This window comes from Flavobacterium oncorhynchi (assembly GCF_002217355.1).
Classification (GTDB): Bacteria; Bacteroidota; Bacteroidia; order Flavobacteriales; family Flavobacteriaceae; genus Flavobacterium; species Flavobacterium oncorhynchi.
The window spans coordinates 103,202-121,167 of sequence record NZ_MUHA01000007.1 but is presented as its reverse complement, the minus strand read 5'-3'; the positions used below and the strand labels follow the sequence as shown (position 1 = coordinate 121,167).

Genomic DNA, 17,966 nt, shown 5'->3' with positions numbered 1-17,966 from the left:
TTTATTTTTTAGACTTTTTTCTTTCCCAAAACATATTTGAGGTAAACAAACCCAAATACACCAGATAATACAGAGGCAATTAAAATCGCTATTTTAGAAAATACTATAGTTTCAGGATCTTTAAAAGCAAGAATTGTGATAAAAATAGACATTGTAAAACCAATACCCCCAAGCATTCCTGCTCCTAAAATATGCGCCCATTTTAAGTTTTTAGGTAAAGCGCATAATCCGGCACTTACACCAATTGACGAAAATAGTAAGATTCCTAATGGTTTTCCAACAACCAATCCTAGAATAATTCCAAAAGTATTTGGGTGATTTAATCCTTCATGCCAGTCAGATTCGATCGCGATACAAGTATTTGCAACAGCAAAAAGAGGTAAAATTACAAAGGCAACTGGTTTGTGTAAAAAATGCTGTAGTTTATAAGAAGAAGATTGCTCATCTCCATTGCCAAACGGAATCACAAAAGCGAGAATAACACCTGTAATAGTAGCATGAACACCTGAATTAAGCATAAAATACCACATAATAACTCCGCCGATTAGGTATGGAATTAGATTGTGAATTTTCATTCGATTCAAAACAAACAAGAAAACCCATATTCCTAATGCAATAGCAAGATTTACAAAAGCAATCGAAGTGGTGTAAAATACTGCAATTACTATTATAGCGCCCAAATCATCAATAACTGCTAGAGCTGTTAAAAAAACTTTTAACGACGATGGCACTTTGCTTCCTAAAAGTGAAAGAATACCAATTGCAAAAGCAATATCTGTTGCCATAGGAATTCCTGCGCCGTTTTGAGTTGCTGTTCCAAAGTTTAGCGCTAGAAATATAGCGGCAGGAACCAACATTCCTCCAAAAGCAGCCATTATAGGAAGTGAAGCATTTTTTATGCTGGACAATTCACCATGATAAATTTCTCTCTCTAATTCTAAACCAATTAATAAAAAGAAAATAGTCATTAAACCGTCATTAATCCAATGCGTGATAGAATGACCATTGAAATCTTTTTCCCAAAACGAGATATATTCAGCAGAATAAGAAGAATTAGCCAGGTACAACGAAACAATCGTAACAAATAATAGAAGCAGCCCGCCTGATTTTTCGTTTTCAAAAAAGGCTTTAAAAGTTTTGGTTAGTTTCATTTGAAGGGTATAATAATTTAGAAAGAAAGAATTTTCTTTAACTCTTGTTTTTCAAAGTTAAAAAAAAATATAACCAATAAAAAATCCTGAAGTTTTGCAATGGCGTATTTCTTTTCTAAAGCCATAAAAAAACCGCCTAAATTGGCGGTTTTAAGTTTCTTAGAGAGCTGCTGCAGCTTCTAGAATTAAAGCACTTACCTCTTTAGGTTTTGATGCCAGAGATGCATGGCCAGCGTCTAAATGAATAATTTTTTTAGGATTTAATTGTTCTGCCATTTCTTTTTGAGTTTCTGGCGGAATCATATTATCGTGATTGGAAATTTGATACCAGCTTGGTTTAGTTTTCCATGCAGGTTCGCCCGCTTGATCTCCAAAACACTGACCATGTATTGGTTTTTGAGCCAGTGCCATAACTAAAGCTCTTTCTTCGTCTAAATCCTGTCCAAATGATTTGTGAAATTCATCATACTTAATCCATAAAAATCCTTTAGGATCAGGATATATACTGGCGCCTCCCGAGCCGGCTCTTCGTCCCAAAAGAGCTCCTAAGCTGTCTCCTGCATCTGGTGCAAATGCTGCGATATAAACTAAACCCGCAACTTTGTCGTGGTTTCCCGCTCCAGAAATTACTGCTCCTCCGTATGAATGCCCAACCAGCAGTACCTTGCCGTCTTGAGCATCAATTAAATCTTTTGTTTTATTTATATCGTCTTGTAAAGAGGTTAAAGGATTTTGAACACTGCGCACTTTATATCCTTTTTTTGTCAGTTCAGGAATTACATATTGCCAATGAGATCCATCTCCCCACGCTCCGTGAACCAAAATAATAGTTAAATCTTGTGTTGCCATAATTGTTTTATTGTTTAAATGGTTAAAATGTAAATTGCTTAATTAGAATTTAATATCAGTTTGTTTAAACGATTGGTCAATTATTTTTTTAAGGTTAAGAAAAATGGGGCAGGTTTATGATTCGTTTTTAAAGTAACAGGTATCTATAAAATTATGAAAATTAATTGATTAACTCTTATTAGTGTTTTAATTTTTGTAATGTTAAAGTAAGGAATGCGAAAGCCATTAGTTGGTTTGAAAGGGATTTCTTTAATTTATTGAAAAGGATATTCAGGTTTCCTTAAAACAGGCAGAGTTTATAGGATTAATAAATCAATAAAAAACTAAGAGAATTAACCGTATTTTTGTTTTAATAAATTAAATAAAAATGAGTGTAAAAATTCTACATATCGATAGTAACCATCCAATTTTATGGAAACAGCTGGAAGAGGCTGGTTTTGAAAATTATGCCGATTTTACTTCTTCTAAAGAAGAAATTGAGGCGAAAATTCAAGATTATAATGGAATCGTAATTCGCAGCCGATTTAAAATCGACAAAACGTTTTTAGATAAGGCAGTCAATTTGCAGTTTATAGCAAGAGTTGGCGCAGGTCTAGAAAGTATTGATTGTGATTATGCTCTGGATAAAGATATTGAATTAATTGCTGCTCCTGAAGGAAATTGCAATGCTGTGGCAGAACATACATTAGGAATGATTCTCTCTCTTTTTAATAAATTGAATATTGCCGATTATGAAATTCGCTCAGGTCAATGGAATAGAGAAAGTAATCGCGGCCATGAACTTGATGGTAAAACCGTTGGGATCATTGGATATGGAAATATGGGTAAAGCTTTTGCAAAAAAACTGAGAGGATTTGATGTTGAAGTTTTATGTTACGATATTCAAGATAATGTAGGCGATGAAAATGCCAGACAGGTATCATTAAAAGAGCTTCATGAAAAAACCGATGTATTGAGTTTGCATATTCCGTGGACTCCTGAAACGGATAAAATGGTTGATGCGGCGTTTATTAATGAGTTCAAAAAGCCAATATGGATCATTAATACTTCACGAGGTAAAAATATTGTAACGGCAGATTTGGTCGCAACAATGAAGTTAGGAAAAGTACTTGGCGCAGGTTTGGATGTTTTAGAGTATGAAAAACTATCTTTTGAAACACTTTTTCAGGATAAAAATACACCAGAAGCCTTTCAATATCTTTTAGATGGAAGAAAAGTAATCTTAACACCACATATTGCCGGATGGACTTTTGAAAGCCATGAGCGCCTTGCGCAGGTTATTGTAGATAAGATAAAGGCCATTTATAAAAAGTAAGCAAAGACAACTACAATAGTTAACAGTTTATAACGAGTTTTTTCTTGTGAAAAAACTCGCGTCATAATTAGTTTATAAAATTAATTTTTGATAATATTGTTGCGATTTTAACAAAAATTAAAGGAAGAAATAATCAAAGTCTTCAAATGCAATAAATATTAACAAACTAATTTATTATTTATGATTGAGTGGTACAAGAAAGTAGTTTTTGAGAACTATGCGAATTTTTCAGGTCGTGCAAGAAGAAGTGAGTATTGGTATTATACACTAGCTTCAGTAATTATTTCTATAATACTTTCAACTTTGGATAATTTTGCTGGTTTGACTTTTGGTCTAGCAGATTCAGGTATATTGTCGTCGATTTATAGTTTATTGGTTTTCTTACCAGGTTTAGGAGTAATGGTAAGACGTTTACACGATGCGGGTAAAAGCGGTTGGTTTATTCTGGTTGTACTTATTCCGTTAGCGGGAGTTATCTGGTTGCTTATTGTCTTGTGTACAGAAGGTAATAGCGGTGTAAATGCTTACGGACCTGATCCTAAGGACGATTTTGAAGAAATAAACGAAATAGGACGTGCTGAAATATAAATAATCTAAAATACAATAATAAAAAATGGAAAATACAAAACCAGAAGCTTGGAATACGCCATCAGCTCCAAGACAAGAAAATAAAAAAGTACTAGCGGGAATTATGGGGATAATTTTTGGATACTTAGGGATTCATAAATTTATTCTTGGATATACTAAAGAAGGTATAATTCAAATAGTAATTACAATTGTTACTTGTGGAGTTGGAAGTATAATTGGGTTTATCGAAGGGATTATCTATTTAACGAAATCTGATGAAGACTTTTATCAAACGTATCAAGTTGGTAAAAAAGGCTGGTTCTAAAAGATATATTCCCATTTGAAATTAACAAATGGGATTTTTTTGAAATCCCCATATTATTTAATTAACTATTGAACTTAAAAATATAAATTATGGAAAACACGCAGTCAGAGTTTGGTAATGCTAAACCAGAGAATAAAAAAGTTGTTGCAGGGGTTCTTGCAATTTTACTTGGAGTATTTGGAGTGCATAAGTTTTATCTAGGTTATACTAAAGAAGGTATTATTCAGCTTATTTTAGGGTTACTATGTGGAATAGGAGGAGTAATAGGTCTTATAGAAGGAATTATTTATTTGACGAAGACTGATGAAGAGTTCTATCAGACTTATCAGGTTGGTCAGAAAACTTGGTTCTAAAAATATAAAATCCCATTCAGTAATGAATGGGATTTTTGTTTGTGAGTAGTTCGCTCTTAAAAAAATGTCTTTTTTTGATACTATAATGTCGGTTAGTTTCTTTAAATAATTGTAAAAGTAAGTAATCTTGAACTTTGTTAAGAAGTAATGGAGTAACTGAAAATCCATAAAGAGTAGGGCAATTTTAAAGATTTTATTATGTTAGAAATGTACAAAAAAGTAGTTTTGGAAAACTATGCAAACTTTAATGGAAGAGCAAGAAGAAGAGAATATTGGATGTTCTTTTTAATGAACTTGATAATTAGTTTTGTTATTGGTTTTATTTTTGGGCTTGTAGCACCAAAAGTGGCTTTCATTGCTAATATTTACAGTTTAGCAGTTTTAATTCCTTCAATTGCTGTTGGAGTTAGAAGAATGCATGATATTGGTAAGAGTGGCTGGTATTTTCTTATTCCAATTTATAATATCCTATTACTTGCTACTGAAGGTGAAAAAGGACCAAATCAATATGGTGCAGATCCTAAAAATGGATTAGAGGGATTAGATGAAATTGGAAAAGAATAAGGTCTAATTTGTTTTTAAATAAGTGTTGAAGCTAAAAAATCCCATTTGTTATTACAAATGGGATTTTTTAGTTTTGAGAGATTAGAGCTAATCTTCTTTCTCAGATAATTTACGCTCTAATTCTATTTGAAATTCTTCAATAACGGGTTTCATAGTGCTTTCAGGAATATCAGCGATTCTGATGTACATTAAGCCGTCAACAGCATTGTTAAACAAAGGATCTACGTTGAAAGCAACAACACGTGCATTTTGTTTGATGTATTTTTTGATTAAAACAGGTAAACGTAAATTGCCCGGTTCTAATTCATCAATGATTTTATCAAATTTATTTAAGTCAGATTCAGCTTCGTCGAAGATAAAGTCTTTATCAGCATCTTTTAATTTTACTTTATAAGCTTTCTTCGGATGAATGTATTGTGCAATATAAGGATCATAATAATTTGATTTCATGAACTCAATCATCAACGATTTAGAGAAATCAGAAAATTGATTACTGATACTTACGCCGCCTAATAAATACTTGTGTTCAGGATGGCGAAGAGTAGTGTGTATAATTCCTTTCCATAACAAGAACAAAGGCATTGGTTTTTGCTGATATTCACGAATAATAAAAGCACGTCCCATTTCGATCGATTTGTGCATCATGTCGTGAAGTTCTGGTTCAAATCTAAAAAGATCTGTCAAGTAGAAACCTTCGATGCCATATTTCGGATAAATCTCAGAACCTAATCCCATGCGGTATGCACCTGCAATTTTTTTGGTTTCATCGTCCCATAAAAACATATGGTGATAATACTTGTCGTATTCGTCTAAGTCAATAGATTCATTGGTTCCTTCACCAACTTCTCTAAAGGTGATTTCACGCAGACGACCTATTTCATGCAGAATATTCGGGATAGATTTTGCGCGTGCAAAAAATACTTCGTAATTTTTGCTTTGCAGCAGGCGGCAATCGCTATTTCTTAACGCATTAACTTCGTCAATCATTTTTGATTCGTTCGCCGGCGTAACAATTTTTTTAGGTGCCTTTGGTATTTTTAGGCTTGCTGTATCAATCAATTTGGTGTCTTTTTCAAACGGATTAGCCAGCATATAAGTTTTCTTTCTCAAGAACTCAGAATATTCTTCAAACGATTCGATTTCGTTTTGCTCGTTTACTGAAATTGGTTTTCCAATACGAACTTTAATCACGCGATCTTTCTGTGTCAGTAATTCCGAAGGTAATTTTGCAGTACGCAAAGTATCATCAATTTTAGAAAGCCAGTAGAATAATTTACTGTTCTTAGCATGAAAATAAATGGGTACAACTGGAACTTTGGCTTTTCTAATTAATTTTAAAGCGCCTTCTTCCCAAGGTTTGTCAACTACTAATTTTCCGTCTTTATAAGTTGAAACTTCTCCTGCAGGGAAAATCCCTAAAGGTTTTCCGTCGCTTAAATGACGTAAAGTTTCTTTGATTCCGACCACGCTCGATTTGGCGTCCTTATGATTTTCAAAAGGATTAACCGGCATGATATATTTTTTAAGAGGAACAATTCTGTGCAATAAAAAATTAGCGATAATCTTGAAATTTGGTTCTCTTTCGAGCATTAATTTCAAAAGCAAAATACCATCAATTCCTCCAAGCGGATGATTTGAGATGGTAATATAAGCGCCGTCTTTAGGTAAACGTTTTAAATCTTCTTCAGGAATTTCAAATTTGATTTCCATTTCATCCAAAATCCCGTTTAAAAACGCAACATCCTCTAAGTGTTTATTGTGATCGTAAATTTTATTTAGGGTAGAGATCTTAAGGACCTTCATAAGAATCCAGCCTGAAAAAGTACCAAATACTCCGTACTTATCAACATTTATTGCTTTTGCAACTTCTTTCGCGGTAACTAAACCCATGTACTATTTTTAAATTATTAGAGCAGCCAACAAAGATAACAAAAAACTCTACTTTTCGTTTATTCAAACGCAAACTTTCCACTTTTTTATTACATTTGGAATCCTTAAAAATACAATCTGATGAAAATTATTTCTTATAATGTAAACGGAATTCGTGCTGCAATTAACAAAGGTTTTATCGAATGGCTGCAACAGGCAAATCCTGATGTAATCTGCCTTCAAGAAATCAAAGCTACGAAGGATCAAATTCCGGTTGACGATATTACGGCCGCAGGCTATCCGTATCAATATTATTATCCTGCAACAAAAAAAGGTTACAGTGGTGTTGCAATTTTATCCAAAACAAAACCCAATAATGTAGTTTACGGTACAGGAATTCATCATATGGATTTTGAAGGACGTAATCTGCGTGCTGATTTTGATGATGTTTCGGTAATGAGTTTATATCTTCCGTCAGGAACAAATATTGAAAGATTAGATCATAAATTTATGTTTATGGATGATTTTCAAACGTATATTAATGAATTGAAATTAGCTATTCCTAATTTGATTATTTGCGGTGATTATAATATTTGTCACGAAGCGATAGATATTCATGATCCGGTGCGTAATAAAACAGTTTCAGGATTTTTACCTGCTGAACGCGCGTGGCTCGATGGTTTTATGAAATCTGGTTTTATAGACAGTTTCCGTCATTTTAATAAAGATCCGCATCATTATTCGTGGTGGAGCTATCGTGCAGGAGCGAGAGGAAATAACAAAGGCTGGCGTATCGATTATAATTTAGTAAGCGCTCCGATGGAACATCGTTTAAAACGTGCCGTGATTCTTCCAGATGCGGTTCATTCAGATCATTGTCCAGTTTTAGTCGAAATTGAGTAAAATTTGGTATTGTTCTTGTTGAGAGAAATGGGATTCGGAAATTCTGATAAATTGAATTTTGCTTTTATTTTTAAAGAAAAGTTCATTTAGATTTTATTCGAATTATCGTTTAAATCAGGAATTAATAATACGTTTCAAATAAAAAAACAGAAAATAAAATGATTAAGAAAGCTTCGATAGGATTAGTGGTTTTGGCTTTGTCTATGACTTCTTGTGTGTCTAAAAAGATTTATAATGATTTGGAAACAAAGTATTCAGATCTTAAAAAAGAAAATCGTTCGATTGCAGATCAAAATGCCGATTTGCAAAAATCAAAGAATCAGCTGGAATTAGAACGCGATAATTTAACCAAAGATTTAAACAGCACAAAAGATGAATTGGCAAAACAAAAAGCAGATTTAGCTGCTGCGCAAAATAAATATAAAGTTTTACAAGATTCATACAATGCTCTCGAGAAAAACAGCAATGATGCATTGGAGAAAAACATGAATAAAAACCGCGAGTTGTTAGCACAATTAGAAGCGAAATCAAAAAAACTGGCTGAAGAACAAGCAAGTCTTGATAAAACAGCAAGTCGATTAAAAGAGCTTGAAGATATGATTGCTGCAAAAGAGGAATCAATGCGCAAACTGAAAGAAACTTTATCAAAAGCTTTAAATGGTTTTGAAGGTAAAGGTTTGACGGTGGAACAAAAGAACGGAAAAGTGTATGTTTCTATGGAAAACAAACTGCTTTTCAATTCAGGAAGCTGGGCTGTTGGAACAGAGGGAAGAAAAGCTGTTGTAGAATTAGGAAAAGTTCTAGGTGATAATCCTGATCTTTCAGTTCTTATTGAAGGACATACAGATGATGATCCGTATGCTGGTTCTGGACCAATTGCAAATAACTGGGATTTATCTACTAAAAGAGCAACTGCAATTGTGGCTATTTTAAGTGAAAATGCTAAAATCAACAAACAAAAGCTGACTGCGGCTGGAAGAAGTGAATTTTCTCCTTTGGCAAGTAATGCGACTCCAGAAGGAAAGGCTAAAAATCGTAGAATCGAAATTATTTTAACTCCAAGATTAGACGAGATTGCAGAGATGCTTAATAGTATAAATTAAGGAGCTGAGGTTCTGAGGAACTAAGGTGCTAAGATTTTTTAAAAGGTTCAAAGTTTTGCTTTGAGCCTTTTTTATTGCTTTGAATTTAACTTAGCACCTCAGAAAAACTTGTAGTTTTTTTAACTATTCTAAGATTTTCATTTGAAGAATAGCATCGTATCTTTGAAGCTTATTATTCGAAAAAAGAAACCTTAGAATCTTAGTTTCTCAGAACCTTAGTACCTTAGAAAAAAAATGAAATACACTACATTACCCAACACCGATATAAAAGTTAGTAAAATCAATCTTGGAACCATGACTTTTGGCCAACAGAATACAGAGGCAGAAGGTCATGCTCAAATGGATTATGCGCTGGAACAAGGTGTAAACTTTTTTGATACTGCAGAGATGTATTCGGTTCCAGCAAGTGAAGCAACTTACGGAAGTACTGAAAAAATTATTGGAACTTGGTTTAAAAAATCAGGAAACCGTGATAAAGTTGTTTTAGCTTCTAAAATAGCTGGGCCAAATCCGAATTTTGGATATATGCGTGAGAAGTTAGATTTTTCGCCTGCAAGTATTAAATATGCTTTAGAAAACAGTTTAAAGCGTTTGCAGACAGATTATATCGACTTGTATCAAATGCATTGGCCGGAACGAAAAACTAATAACTTTGGGCACCGCGCGTTTACAGGTTTTGAAGATGCATGGGAAGATAACTTCAGAGAAATTTTAGAAACGTTTGATGGATTAATTAAAGAAGGAAAAATTAAACATATTGGTGTTTCAAATGAGAATTCTTGGGGAATGATGCGTCTTTTGGAAGAAAGTAAATATCAAAATCTGCCTAGAATTAAAACCGTTCAAAATCCTTATTCATTATTAAATCGTCTTTTTGAAGTGAATTCAGCCGAAGTTTCAATGCATGAAAATGTTGGATTGCTGGCTTATTCGCCTTTAGCATTTGGAGTTTTAACGGGTAAATTTTTAACAGGAGAAGCGCACCCAAATTCTAGAATAAAACTTTTTCCGCAATACACGCGTTACAATAGTGAGCAATGTACACAAGCAACAAAGTTGTATTTAGAAATTGCTAAAAAACATGGTTTAACTCTGACAGAATTAGCAATGGGATTTGTGTTGCAGCAGCCATTTTTAACTAGTGCAATTATTGGTGCTACAACTTTAGAACAATTAAAAGAAAATATCGCCACAATTGATGTCGTACTTTCAAAAGAAATGATCACTGAAATTAATCAAGTTCAGGCAATAATTCCTGATCCTGCGCCTTAAATTCGATTTTGTAATAAACACAAAAGCCACAAATTAACACAGATTAATCCGTGATAATTTGTGGCTTTTTTTTGAAGTGCGGCTAAAATAGCTGTCTTAATTATTTGGTTTTTGTGTTACCGCTATTTTTGCGATTAAATCACCCAATTTTTGATTCTTCTTTGTCAAAACAATTGGGATTAGGTAAATGAAAGGACAAACTAATTCAAGCAGATCAAAAAGTCGTCTAATAATTATTCTAAAATATTTTTTGTATCCGTTTATTTCCATAGGATTATCAAATGTCATCTGCAGCTTGAAGATGTGCTTTCCAATAGTTTTATTCATAAAAACATCTTGAAAAATAAAAAAGAGATAATAAATTAAAAGACCAATTTCCGTTTTAATGAAGCTCTCGCCACTGCTGTTTTTATAAGAGATATACGGAAATAGTATTTTAACTGTCAGCGCTAAAATGATAAAGTCAATTCCAAAGGCAAAAACTCTTTTAAATAAATAAGTGGGTTTCATAATTACAAATCAAATTCGTCGCTGGTAGATAAAGAGTCCGCAGGAACTGCGGTAGAATCTGGAGCTTTAATTCGTATTAATGAACGCGCATTTCCAGAAATATAAACAGGTAATTGTCCAATTGTATCTTCGGGAACTAAAAGTCCTCTTCTGAACATTAAATTCTTTAAAAATTTCTGGTTTTTAATGGCGAAATCTTTCAGGTTTCCTTCGTCATTAAATTGATACATGAATTTTCTTGGTTTCGGAATAATCGTTGCTAAATATAAACATTCATCTACGCTTAAAGCTGAAGGACTTTTTTGGAAATAAAAATGACTTGCTTCGCCAATTCCGTATACATTTGGTCCCCATTCAATAATGTTGAAATAAACTTCCAGCATTCGTTCCTTACTTACAATTCGGTTATTTTCTAAAATATAAACCAAAAGGATTTCTTCAAGCTTTCGCGAAAGTGTTTTTTCTCTCGTTAAGAATACATTTTTAATCAGTTGCATGCTTATTGTGCTGGCACCGCGCGAGAACTTTTTAGTTCTAATGTTTTTAAGAATAGACTGTTTGAAGGCTTCATTTATAAAACCGCGATGCGAGAAGAAAGAAGGATCTTCAGTTGTTAAAACGCATTTTCGTAAATAAGGCGAAATTTGATCTAATGGCGTATAATTCGGATTTGCATTTCCAACTAAAACAGGTCGCTGCAAGACATTTTGAATAATTGCACGATATACAAATTCACCGTTTAGTTTGTTCAAATCAGCTTCGCCATATTTAGTGATATGTAAATCTTCTTTGTTCATTTTACTGTCAAAAACAAGCGTATTTGGTTTGTTTTTATTGAATTTGAAATCGAGTTTGTAATCGAAATTTCCAGTTGCCTGCATGCCTTGAAAATGCGTGAATAATCCATCTGGAAGCGAAACAATAAAATCTTGCGCTTTCATTTTCGGAATATTCACCTTCAAAGTATAAACGGTATCTTTTTCTGTGCTGTAAGAGATATATGGTTTTACTTTGATCTTATTCAACTGCATTGTTGAAGTGCTGTCAATCGAGATAAAATCATCACCAAGTAAAAATCGGTAATCAAAACGAGCATTTTTTATAATTACATCTTTGCTGGCAATTTTTGGATGATTAATTTTCAGATTAACGATAGAGGTGAAGCCGTCAATGTGCAATTCGCTGCCGCTTTTGTCAATGTTTTGAACATTCAGGCGAATAGAATCAAAGCTTGCTTTTAAATTGTAGCGTTCATCGAGATAAGGAACACGAATGGCTCCAGTATCTAAATTAAAGAATCGAATATCCGCTTTTTGATTTCTTGGATCAGCAAAACCTTTTAAGTTCCAGCGCTGATCAAAATCTTTGCTTTGAACATGAATATTGGTTTCGAGTTGTTTGTTGTTTAAAACCAGTTTGTTGATTGCAACAGCTGTTTTTTTGCCATTATCATCGATTTTGAATTGGAAGTTTTCCAAATTCATGTCCGTAGGAACCAGATTTAATAGTTTTGAAATAATGCGATAAGCAAAAGCGCCGTATTTGCGTTTTTCGTTTTTCTCGGAATCATCACGATTTCTTTTTAGAAAAGCATCAAAATTTCGAATTTTTCCTTTTTTAACCAATTGAATGTAGCCGTTGTTAACCTTTAAAGTACCAACTTGAACATCGCCGATTAATAAGTTGCTTAAGCTGACACTGGTTTCGATGTTTTTGATTTTTAAAAGTGTGTCTGCATTTTTTGGAACCAAAACAACATCCGTTAGTTTTATGCTGGATAATCCGCTGAAAGAAGCTTCTTTTATAGAAAAATCACTGTTGTAATCAACAGCCATTTTGTGGGTAACTTTGGCGACCGCTTGTTTTAGAAGCGAGTTGCGAAAAAAGTACAATCCGATGCAAAGCAAAACCAATATAACGGCAAGTATTTTTAGAGCTTTGTATATTTTTTGTTTTGGAAAATTCATAGCAGCAGTTTTCGAAAGAATTTAGAACTATTAGAATGAAGCGTTGTTTTTTTTGCCACAAATTGCACTAATTTCTCGAATTTAGTAAATGTCTAGATTTAGATTTTAAAATTAAATAAAAATTCGTGTTTAATTTGTGGAATTCGAGGCGAAAAAAAATTACCCAAAAAGAATACTGGCAACATCTTCAATTTTAGCAACAAGTTCAATTTTAATTCCAGTGTTTTTTAAAGTGATTTTATTGTATTTAGAAACAAAAATAGTATCAAAACCTAGTTTTTCGGCTTCCTGAATACGCTGATCAACACGATTTACAGGGCGAATTTCTCCAGAAAGTCCTACTTCGCCGGCAAAGCAAAAACCTTTTCCAACTGGAATGTCTTCGTTTGAAGATAAAATCGCAGCAACAACAGCAAGATCAATTGCAGGATCATCAACAGAAATTCCGCCGGTTACATTTAAGAAAACATCTTTTGCACCCAAACGAAATCCTGCTCTTTTTTCTAAAACTGCTAAAATCATGTTTAATCTTTTAGCATTGTATCCTGTGGTGCTTCTTTGCGGAGTTCCGTAAACCGCTGTACTTACAAGTGATTGAATTTCGATCATAAGCGGACGCATGCCTTCGAGTGTTGTGGCAATTGCAGTTCCTGATAATTCTTCGTCTTTGTGCGAAATCAATATTTCTGACGGATTGCTTACTTCTCGTAAACCGCTTCCAAGCATTTCATAAATTCCCAATTCGGCCGTAGAGCCAAAACGGTTTTTAAGCGAACGCAAAATTCGGTAAACGTGATTTCTGTCGCCTTCAAATTGAAGAACGGTATCAACCATGTGTTCTAGAATTTTTGGTCCGGCAATATTTCCGTCTTTTGTAATATGTCCAATTAAAATAACTGGGGTATTGGTTTCTTTAGCAAATTTTATCAATTCTGCAGTGGTTTCTCTAATTTGAGAAATACTTCCCGCTGTTGATTCGATATAATCGGTGTGTAAAGTCTGAATCGAATCGATGATTACAATTTCTGGCTGAATCGCTTCAATTTGTTTAAAGATATTCTGCGTTTTGGTTTCCGTAAGGATATAACAGTTGTCGCTGTTTGGTGTTATTCTTTCGGCGCGCATTTTTATTTGTTTCTGACTTTCTTCTCCAGAAACATATAAAGTTTTATAGGGTAATTTTAGTGAAATTTGAAGTAAAAGTGTGCTTTTTCCTATTCCAGGCTCGCCGCCCAAAAGCGTTAAAGAACCTGGAACAATTCCGCCGCCCAAAACGCGATTTAATTCGCCGTCAGTAGTATTCATGCGAATTTCCTGAGCCGAGTCGATTTCGTTTATTTTTAAAGGTCTTGGCGCTTTACCTGTTGAAGTTGGTTCGCTTTTCCAAGCCACTTTTTCCTGTTTCTGAATGATTTCTTCAGCAATAGTATTCCATTCTTTGCACGCATTGCATTGGCCTTGCCATTTTGAATATTGGGTGCCGCAATTTTGGCAGAAAAAGGAAGTTTTAACTTTTGACATTATTTACTTTTTTTAGAAAGTGCGTTCATTTCGTCCATCTTCTCATACATTAAATCCTTGTTCAAATCACCTATAGGTTCCATTTGAGAAGCATTTTGATATTTTTTTGAGGCATGTTTTGCATCGCCCATTTTTTCGTACATTAAGCCTAGTTCGTATTCTCCCAGCATTGCTTTTGGATAATTTATATTTCCAATTTCGGCCATCTTTCCTAGTTCGTCGTATGCATTCTTCTTCAAGATTATGTTTTCAATTACTTTGAAGTCGCTCATTCGAACTGGAATTTGAACGCCTAAAACTTCGGACATTGTATTGTATTTTTTTTCTAAATAATCAGCATAACCTGTTTCAAGCACGGCAATTTTATTTGCATATTCAGCCGAGTTTATTGGTCTGTAAACTTCAAAAATTTGATAAAGTGCACTCGGAATCGAATGTAAAACTTCAGTATAATGAGTTGCGTTTTTAAATAATTCGTATTTATAATTTACTAACGGATTATTTGCGATTTTAATATTGTTGTCTAATTTTTCTATTGGTTCTTTAATTTTTTTTATGTCACCTTCTCCCGCAGAAAGATAGTAGAATATTGGTTTTTGTATTTTAGCAAACTTCTCTGCAATACGAACTTCCATTTTTGGAGCCAATTCTGGACTTAGACAAATATACGCACTGAAAAGCGGGTTTTCTTTGTATAAATAAAAATTGGCAAAACTAGCTGTTACATCATGTCCTGCAATAATTCTAAAAGGCGAGGTTCTGTATTTTTTTTCAATGTAAGGAATCAATTCTGCTCCTATAAATTCAAAAAATTTTGCTCCTTTTTCAAAAGGCAAACCTTCATTTTGATCAATTGTTGTGTCGTCATAACGTTCGCCATCTTTGTTTTGATGAATCCCGATTATGATCATTTCTGGAATATCATCCCAATAAGCGCCGTAACTTACAGCTCCAGAAAAAGGGTCGAACAAATAATCGCCGTCTAAAAGATATAAAACCGGATATTTTTTGTCCGGCTTAGCTTCGTATGAAGCCGGAAGTCCAATTGTTATCCTTCTTTCTTCTCCGAGTTTTAGGGATTGAATGTTGTCGAATTTTTTCTGCGAAAAGACAGAAATGGAAATAAATGCAATTAGCAGGTAAACTTTTTTCATGATTTGGGGCGTTTCAGTGAATTAAAAAGTATTGAAAATAGTGTGGCAATATAATACTTTAATTTGCTTTTTTGTTATAGAAAACTTACGGAGAAATATAAAATATTTTGTATTGATTAAATTGTTTTAACCGCAAAATACGCTAAGATTTTTATCTAATTATAAGGTTTAAAAAACACAAAGTTCGTAAAGCTTTGTTTTGATGCAGCTTTGCGAACTTTGTGTTTTCTATATATAAAGTAAAATTAAGCCATAGCGGCCTTTGCAGTTAATTTTATTTGTAATTTTTTGCTCCAAAGATTTTGTATTGATCCTTTTGTTTTGGACCAAAAAAATCCCGTTTGTGCAAAATAAATTTTTGACAAATAGTAAAATAAGATATAATTTGAGGTTGAAACCTAGGTTAATGAATTGTCATTTTCGTTAGGGAAAATAATCCATGGTTTGAAGGTTTTTGCTTCTTCAAATTCTAGGGTTGCATATGAAATAATGATGATAATGTCATCTTTTTGAACTTTTCTAGCTGCAGGACCATTCAGCGTAATTTCGCCTGAATTTTTTTCTCCTTTAATGGCATAAGTTTCAAAACGTTCTCCATTATTAATGTTAACGATAGCTACTTTTTCACCTTCAATGATGTTTGAAGCTTCTAGTAATGTTTCATCAATAGTAATACTGCCAATGTAATTTAAATCGGCTCCAGTTACTTTAACTCGATGAATTTTTGATTTTATAACTTGAATTTGCATGTTGCAAAGGTAATTTAATTAAATGAAATGGTGTCTATTAACCTTATAGAATTAACAAATACTGCTATAAACGCACGGTATTTTTTATCGTTAATTTTATGATCGATTGATAATAATGTAGATTCATCAGCAATGACAAAATATTCGAGTTCGAATTTTTTGTTGTCTTTAAAAGATTCTTCGACAAATTTGATAGTTTCTTCGGGAGTACCGTTCTGGAAGATTTCCTTAGCTTCAGTAAGAACTTTGTAAATTATTGACGCTTCTTTTCTTTCGTCTGCAGTCAGTCGCTCATTTCTAGAACTCATTGCAAGCAGATTATCTTCTCTAAAAATTGGACAGCCTATAACATTTACAGGTAAGTCATTTTTTTCGACTAGTTTTTTAACAATTTGCAGCTGCTGAAAATCTTTTTCTCCAAAATAAGCATTTGTTGGAGTGACGATTTCAAACAAACGTTTCACAATAGTTCCAACTCCGTTAAAATGTCCAGGCCTAAACTTGCCTTCCATTTGATTCTCTAATCCGTCAAAGTCAAATGACTGCGAAATGGTTTGTCCTTCATAAATATCATCAACAGAAGGAGCGTATAAAATTATTTTGTCGCTTAATCCTCGCATTTTTTTTACATCTTCTTCAAGAGTTCGAGGGTATTTTTCGAGATCTTCAGGATTGTTGAATTGGGTTGGATTTACGAAAATGCTTACAACAGTGTCGTCGTTTTCTTTGAGCGATCGCTGCATTAAAGCCAGATGCCCTTGGTGCAAAGCTCCCATTGTTGGTACAAATCCGATAGTTGAATTTGCGGTTTTGATAGTTTTTAAATAGGCTATCAGAGCTACTTTGCCGTAGAAAATATGCATGGCGGTATTATTAAAATTTAGTGCAAACATAATATATTAGTTAATAACTGCATAAATTTTTGTAATTTTGCAACGTTTTTATTACCAAAAATTAAGTAAAATACTATTTATGAAAGATAAGAGGATATTATATGTATCATCTGAAGTCGTGCCTTATTTGGCTGAAAATGAAGTTTCTTTAATGTCTTATGACGTTCCGAAAATGATTAACGATCAAGGAGGTCAGATAAGAATTTTCATGCCAAGATATGGAAATATCAACGAGAGAAGACATCAATTACACGAAGTAATTAGGCTTTCAGGGATGAATTTGGTAGTGAATGATTTAGATATGCCATTGATTATTAAGGTGGCTTCAATTCCTAAAGAGAGAATTCAGGTTTACTTTATCGATAATGATGAATACTTTAAACGCAAAGCAACTTTTGCTGATGAAGAAGGTGTTTTGTATCCTGATAATGACGAAAGAGCCATATTTTTTGCTAAAGGTGTTGTTGAAACAGTAAAAAAATTAAACTGGGTTCCTGATATTATTCATGTACATGGCTGGCTGGCATCTATGCTGCCAATCTATATGAAGCACTATTATAAAAATGAAGCTTTATTCTCTGAAACAAAAATTGTAACATCAGTTTATGGTCAGTCTTTTGATGAGAATCTAGATATGGAGATGATTAACAAAGTAAAATTTGACGGAGTTCCGCATGAATCTGTATCAGATCTAGAAGTTCCTAACTATGAGAACATCTTAAAAGCTAGTATATTGCATTCTGATGCTGTAATTATTGCTTCAGAAAACGTTTCTCCAAGTTTAACAAAATTTATAGAATCTTCAGGAAAACCTTTTTTACCTTTCGCCACGAAAGATGCATTCGCTGAAGCGTATACAAATTTCTATAAAGAAATGGGACTTTAAATTTTAACTTTATTA

At 33.4% G+C, this 17,966-nt stretch carries 18 protein-coding genes; 9 read left to right on the top strand and 9 right to left on the bottom strand.

Annotation, left to right across the window (positions count from 1 at the left end):
* Positions 1-8 precede the first annotated feature (8 nt).
* On the bottom strand, positions 9-1,151 hold the full coding sequence (gene nhaA, locus B0A75_RS05970) for a Na+/H+ antiporter NhaA (RefSeq protein WP_089053385.1): 1,143 nt from the start codon (positions 1,149-1,151) through the stop codon (positions 9-11).
* 159 nt (positions 1,152-1,310) lie between these two features.
* Complete coding sequence (locus B0A75_RS05965) at positions 1,311-2,000, bottom strand: alpha/beta hydrolase (protein WP_089053384.1); 690 nt, start codon at positions 1,998-2,000, stop codon at positions 1,311-1,313.
* 367 nt (positions 2,001-2,367) lie between these two features.
* Between B0A75_RS05965 and B0A75_RS05960 the strand changes: the two genes are divergently transcribed.
* From B0A75_RS05960 to B0A75_RS05940, 5 genes are all read left to right on the top strand, one after another.
* Positions 2,368-3,315 carry a 2-hydroxyacid dehydrogenase gene (locus B0A75_RS05960; RefSeq protein WP_089053383.1) on the top strand — a complete coding sequence of 316 codons (948 nt, stop codon included), beginning with the start codon at positions 2,368-2,370 and terminating at the stop codon, positions 3,313-3,315.
* Positions 3,316-3,495: 180 nt separating this feature from the next.
* On the top strand, positions 3,496-3,903 hold the full coding sequence (locus tag B0A75_RS05955) for a DUF805 domain-containing protein (RefSeq protein WP_089053382.1): 408 nt from the start codon (positions 3,496-3,498) through the stop codon (positions 3,901-3,903).
* A 25-nt stretch (positions 3,904-3,928) separates the two neighbouring features.
* Positions 3,929-4,207 carry a TM2 domain-containing protein gene (locus tag B0A75_RS05950; protein ID WP_089053381.1) on the top strand — a complete coding sequence of 93 codons (279 nt, stop codon included), beginning with the start codon at positions 3,929-3,931 and terminating at the stop codon, positions 4,205-4,207.
* 89 nt (positions 4,208-4,296) lie between these two features.
* Entirely contained in the window at positions 4,297-4,560 is a 264-nt protein-coding gene (locus B0A75_RS05945) for a TM2 domain-containing protein (protein ID WP_089053380.1), read from the top strand.
* Positions 4,561-4,758: 198 nt separating this feature from the next.
* A complete protein-coding gene (locus tag B0A75_RS05940; RefSeq protein ID WP_089053379.1) occupies positions 4,759-5,124 on the top strand; it encodes a DUF805 domain-containing protein in 366 nt (121 codons plus the stop codon).
* Positions 5,125-5,211: 87 nt separating this feature from the next.
* Here B0A75_RS05940 and B0A75_RS05935 read toward each other — a convergent pair whose 3' ends face one another.
* The gene (locus tag B0A75_RS05935) at positions 5,212-7,014 is read right to left on the bottom strand and encodes a GNAT family N-acyltransferase (RefSeq protein ID WP_089053378.1); all 1,803 of its coding nucleotides are present in this window, start codon (positions 7,012-7,014) and stop codon (positions 5,212-5,214) included.
* 120 nt (positions 7,015-7,134) lie between these two features.
* On the opposite strand from B0A75_RS05935, the gene B0A75_RS05930 reads away from it, so the two are divergent.
* From B0A75_RS05930 to B0A75_RS05920, 3 genes are all read left to right on the top strand, one after another.
* Complete coding sequence (locus B0A75_RS05930) at positions 7,135-7,896, top strand: exodeoxyribonuclease III (RefSeq protein ID WP_089053377.1); 762 nt, start codon at positions 7,135-7,137, stop codon at positions 7,894-7,896.
* Between the two features lie 158 nt (positions 7,897-8,054).
* Positions 8,055-8,999 carry an OmpA family protein gene (locus tag B0A75_RS05925; protein WP_089053376.1) on the top strand — a complete coding sequence of 315 codons (945 nt, stop codon included), beginning with the start codon at positions 8,055-8,057 and terminating at the stop codon, positions 8,997-8,999.
* Positions 9,000-9,233: 234 nt separating this feature from the next.
* Positions 9,234-10,271 (top strand): aldo/keto reductase, encoded by a 1,038-nt coding sequence (locus tag B0A75_RS05920; protein WP_089053375.1) that lies wholly within the window; start codon positions 9,234-9,236, stop codon positions 10,269-10,271.
* 96 nt (positions 10,272-10,367) lie between these two features.
* Here the strand turns inward: B0A75_RS05920 and B0A75_RS05915 are convergent, their stop codons facing one another.
* From B0A75_RS05915 to panC, 6 genes are all read right to left on the bottom strand, one after another.
* Positions 10,368-10,781: an RDD family protein gene (locus B0A75_RS05915; protein WP_089053374.1), complete on the bottom strand. Its 414-nt coding sequence runs from the start codon at positions 10,779-10,781 to the stop codon at positions 10,368-10,370.
* 2 nt (positions 10,782-10,783) lie between these two features.
* Positions 10,784-12,748 carry a transglycosylase domain-containing protein gene (locus tag B0A75_RS05910; RefSeq protein ID WP_089053373.1) on the bottom strand — a complete coding sequence of 655 codons (1,965 nt, stop codon included), beginning with the start codon at positions 12,746-12,748 and terminating at the stop codon, positions 10,784-10,786.
* Between the two features lie 159 nt (positions 12,749-12,907).
* On the bottom strand, positions 12,908-14,269 hold the full coding sequence (radA, locus tag B0A75_RS05905; protein WP_089053372.1) for a DNA repair protein RadA: 1,362 nt from the start codon (positions 14,267-14,269) through the stop codon (positions 12,908-12,910).
* On the bottom strand, positions 14,269-15,423 hold the full coding sequence (locus B0A75_RS05900; protein WP_089053371.1) for an alpha/beta hydrolase: 1,155 nt from the start codon (positions 15,421-15,423) through the stop codon (positions 14,269-14,271). The genes radA and B0A75_RS05900 overlap by 1 nt, the downstream gene beginning before the upstream one ends.
* A 398-nt stretch (positions 15,424-15,821) precedes the next feature.
* Positions 15,822-16,172, bottom strand: a complete 351-nt coding sequence (gene panD, locus B0A75_RS05895; RefSeq protein WP_017495920.1) for an aspartate 1-decarboxylase — start codon at positions 16,170-16,172, stop codon at positions 15,822-15,824.
* 14 nt (positions 16,173-16,186) lie between these two features.
* Positions 16,187-17,065: a pantoate--beta-alanine ligase gene (gene panC / locus B0A75_RS05890; protein WP_089053370.1), complete on the bottom strand. Its 879-nt coding sequence runs from the start codon at positions 17,063-17,065 to the stop codon at positions 16,187-16,189.
* Positions 17,066-17,144: 79 nt separating this feature from the next.
* Here panC and B0A75_RS05885 point away from each other — a divergent pair, with 79 nt between their 5' ends.
* A complete protein-coding gene (locus B0A75_RS05885) occupies positions 17,145-17,951 on the top strand; it encodes a glycogen/starch synthase (protein ID WP_089053369.1) in 807 nt (268 codons plus the stop codon).
* The last annotated feature ends 15 nt before the right edge of the window (positions 17,952-17,966 follow it).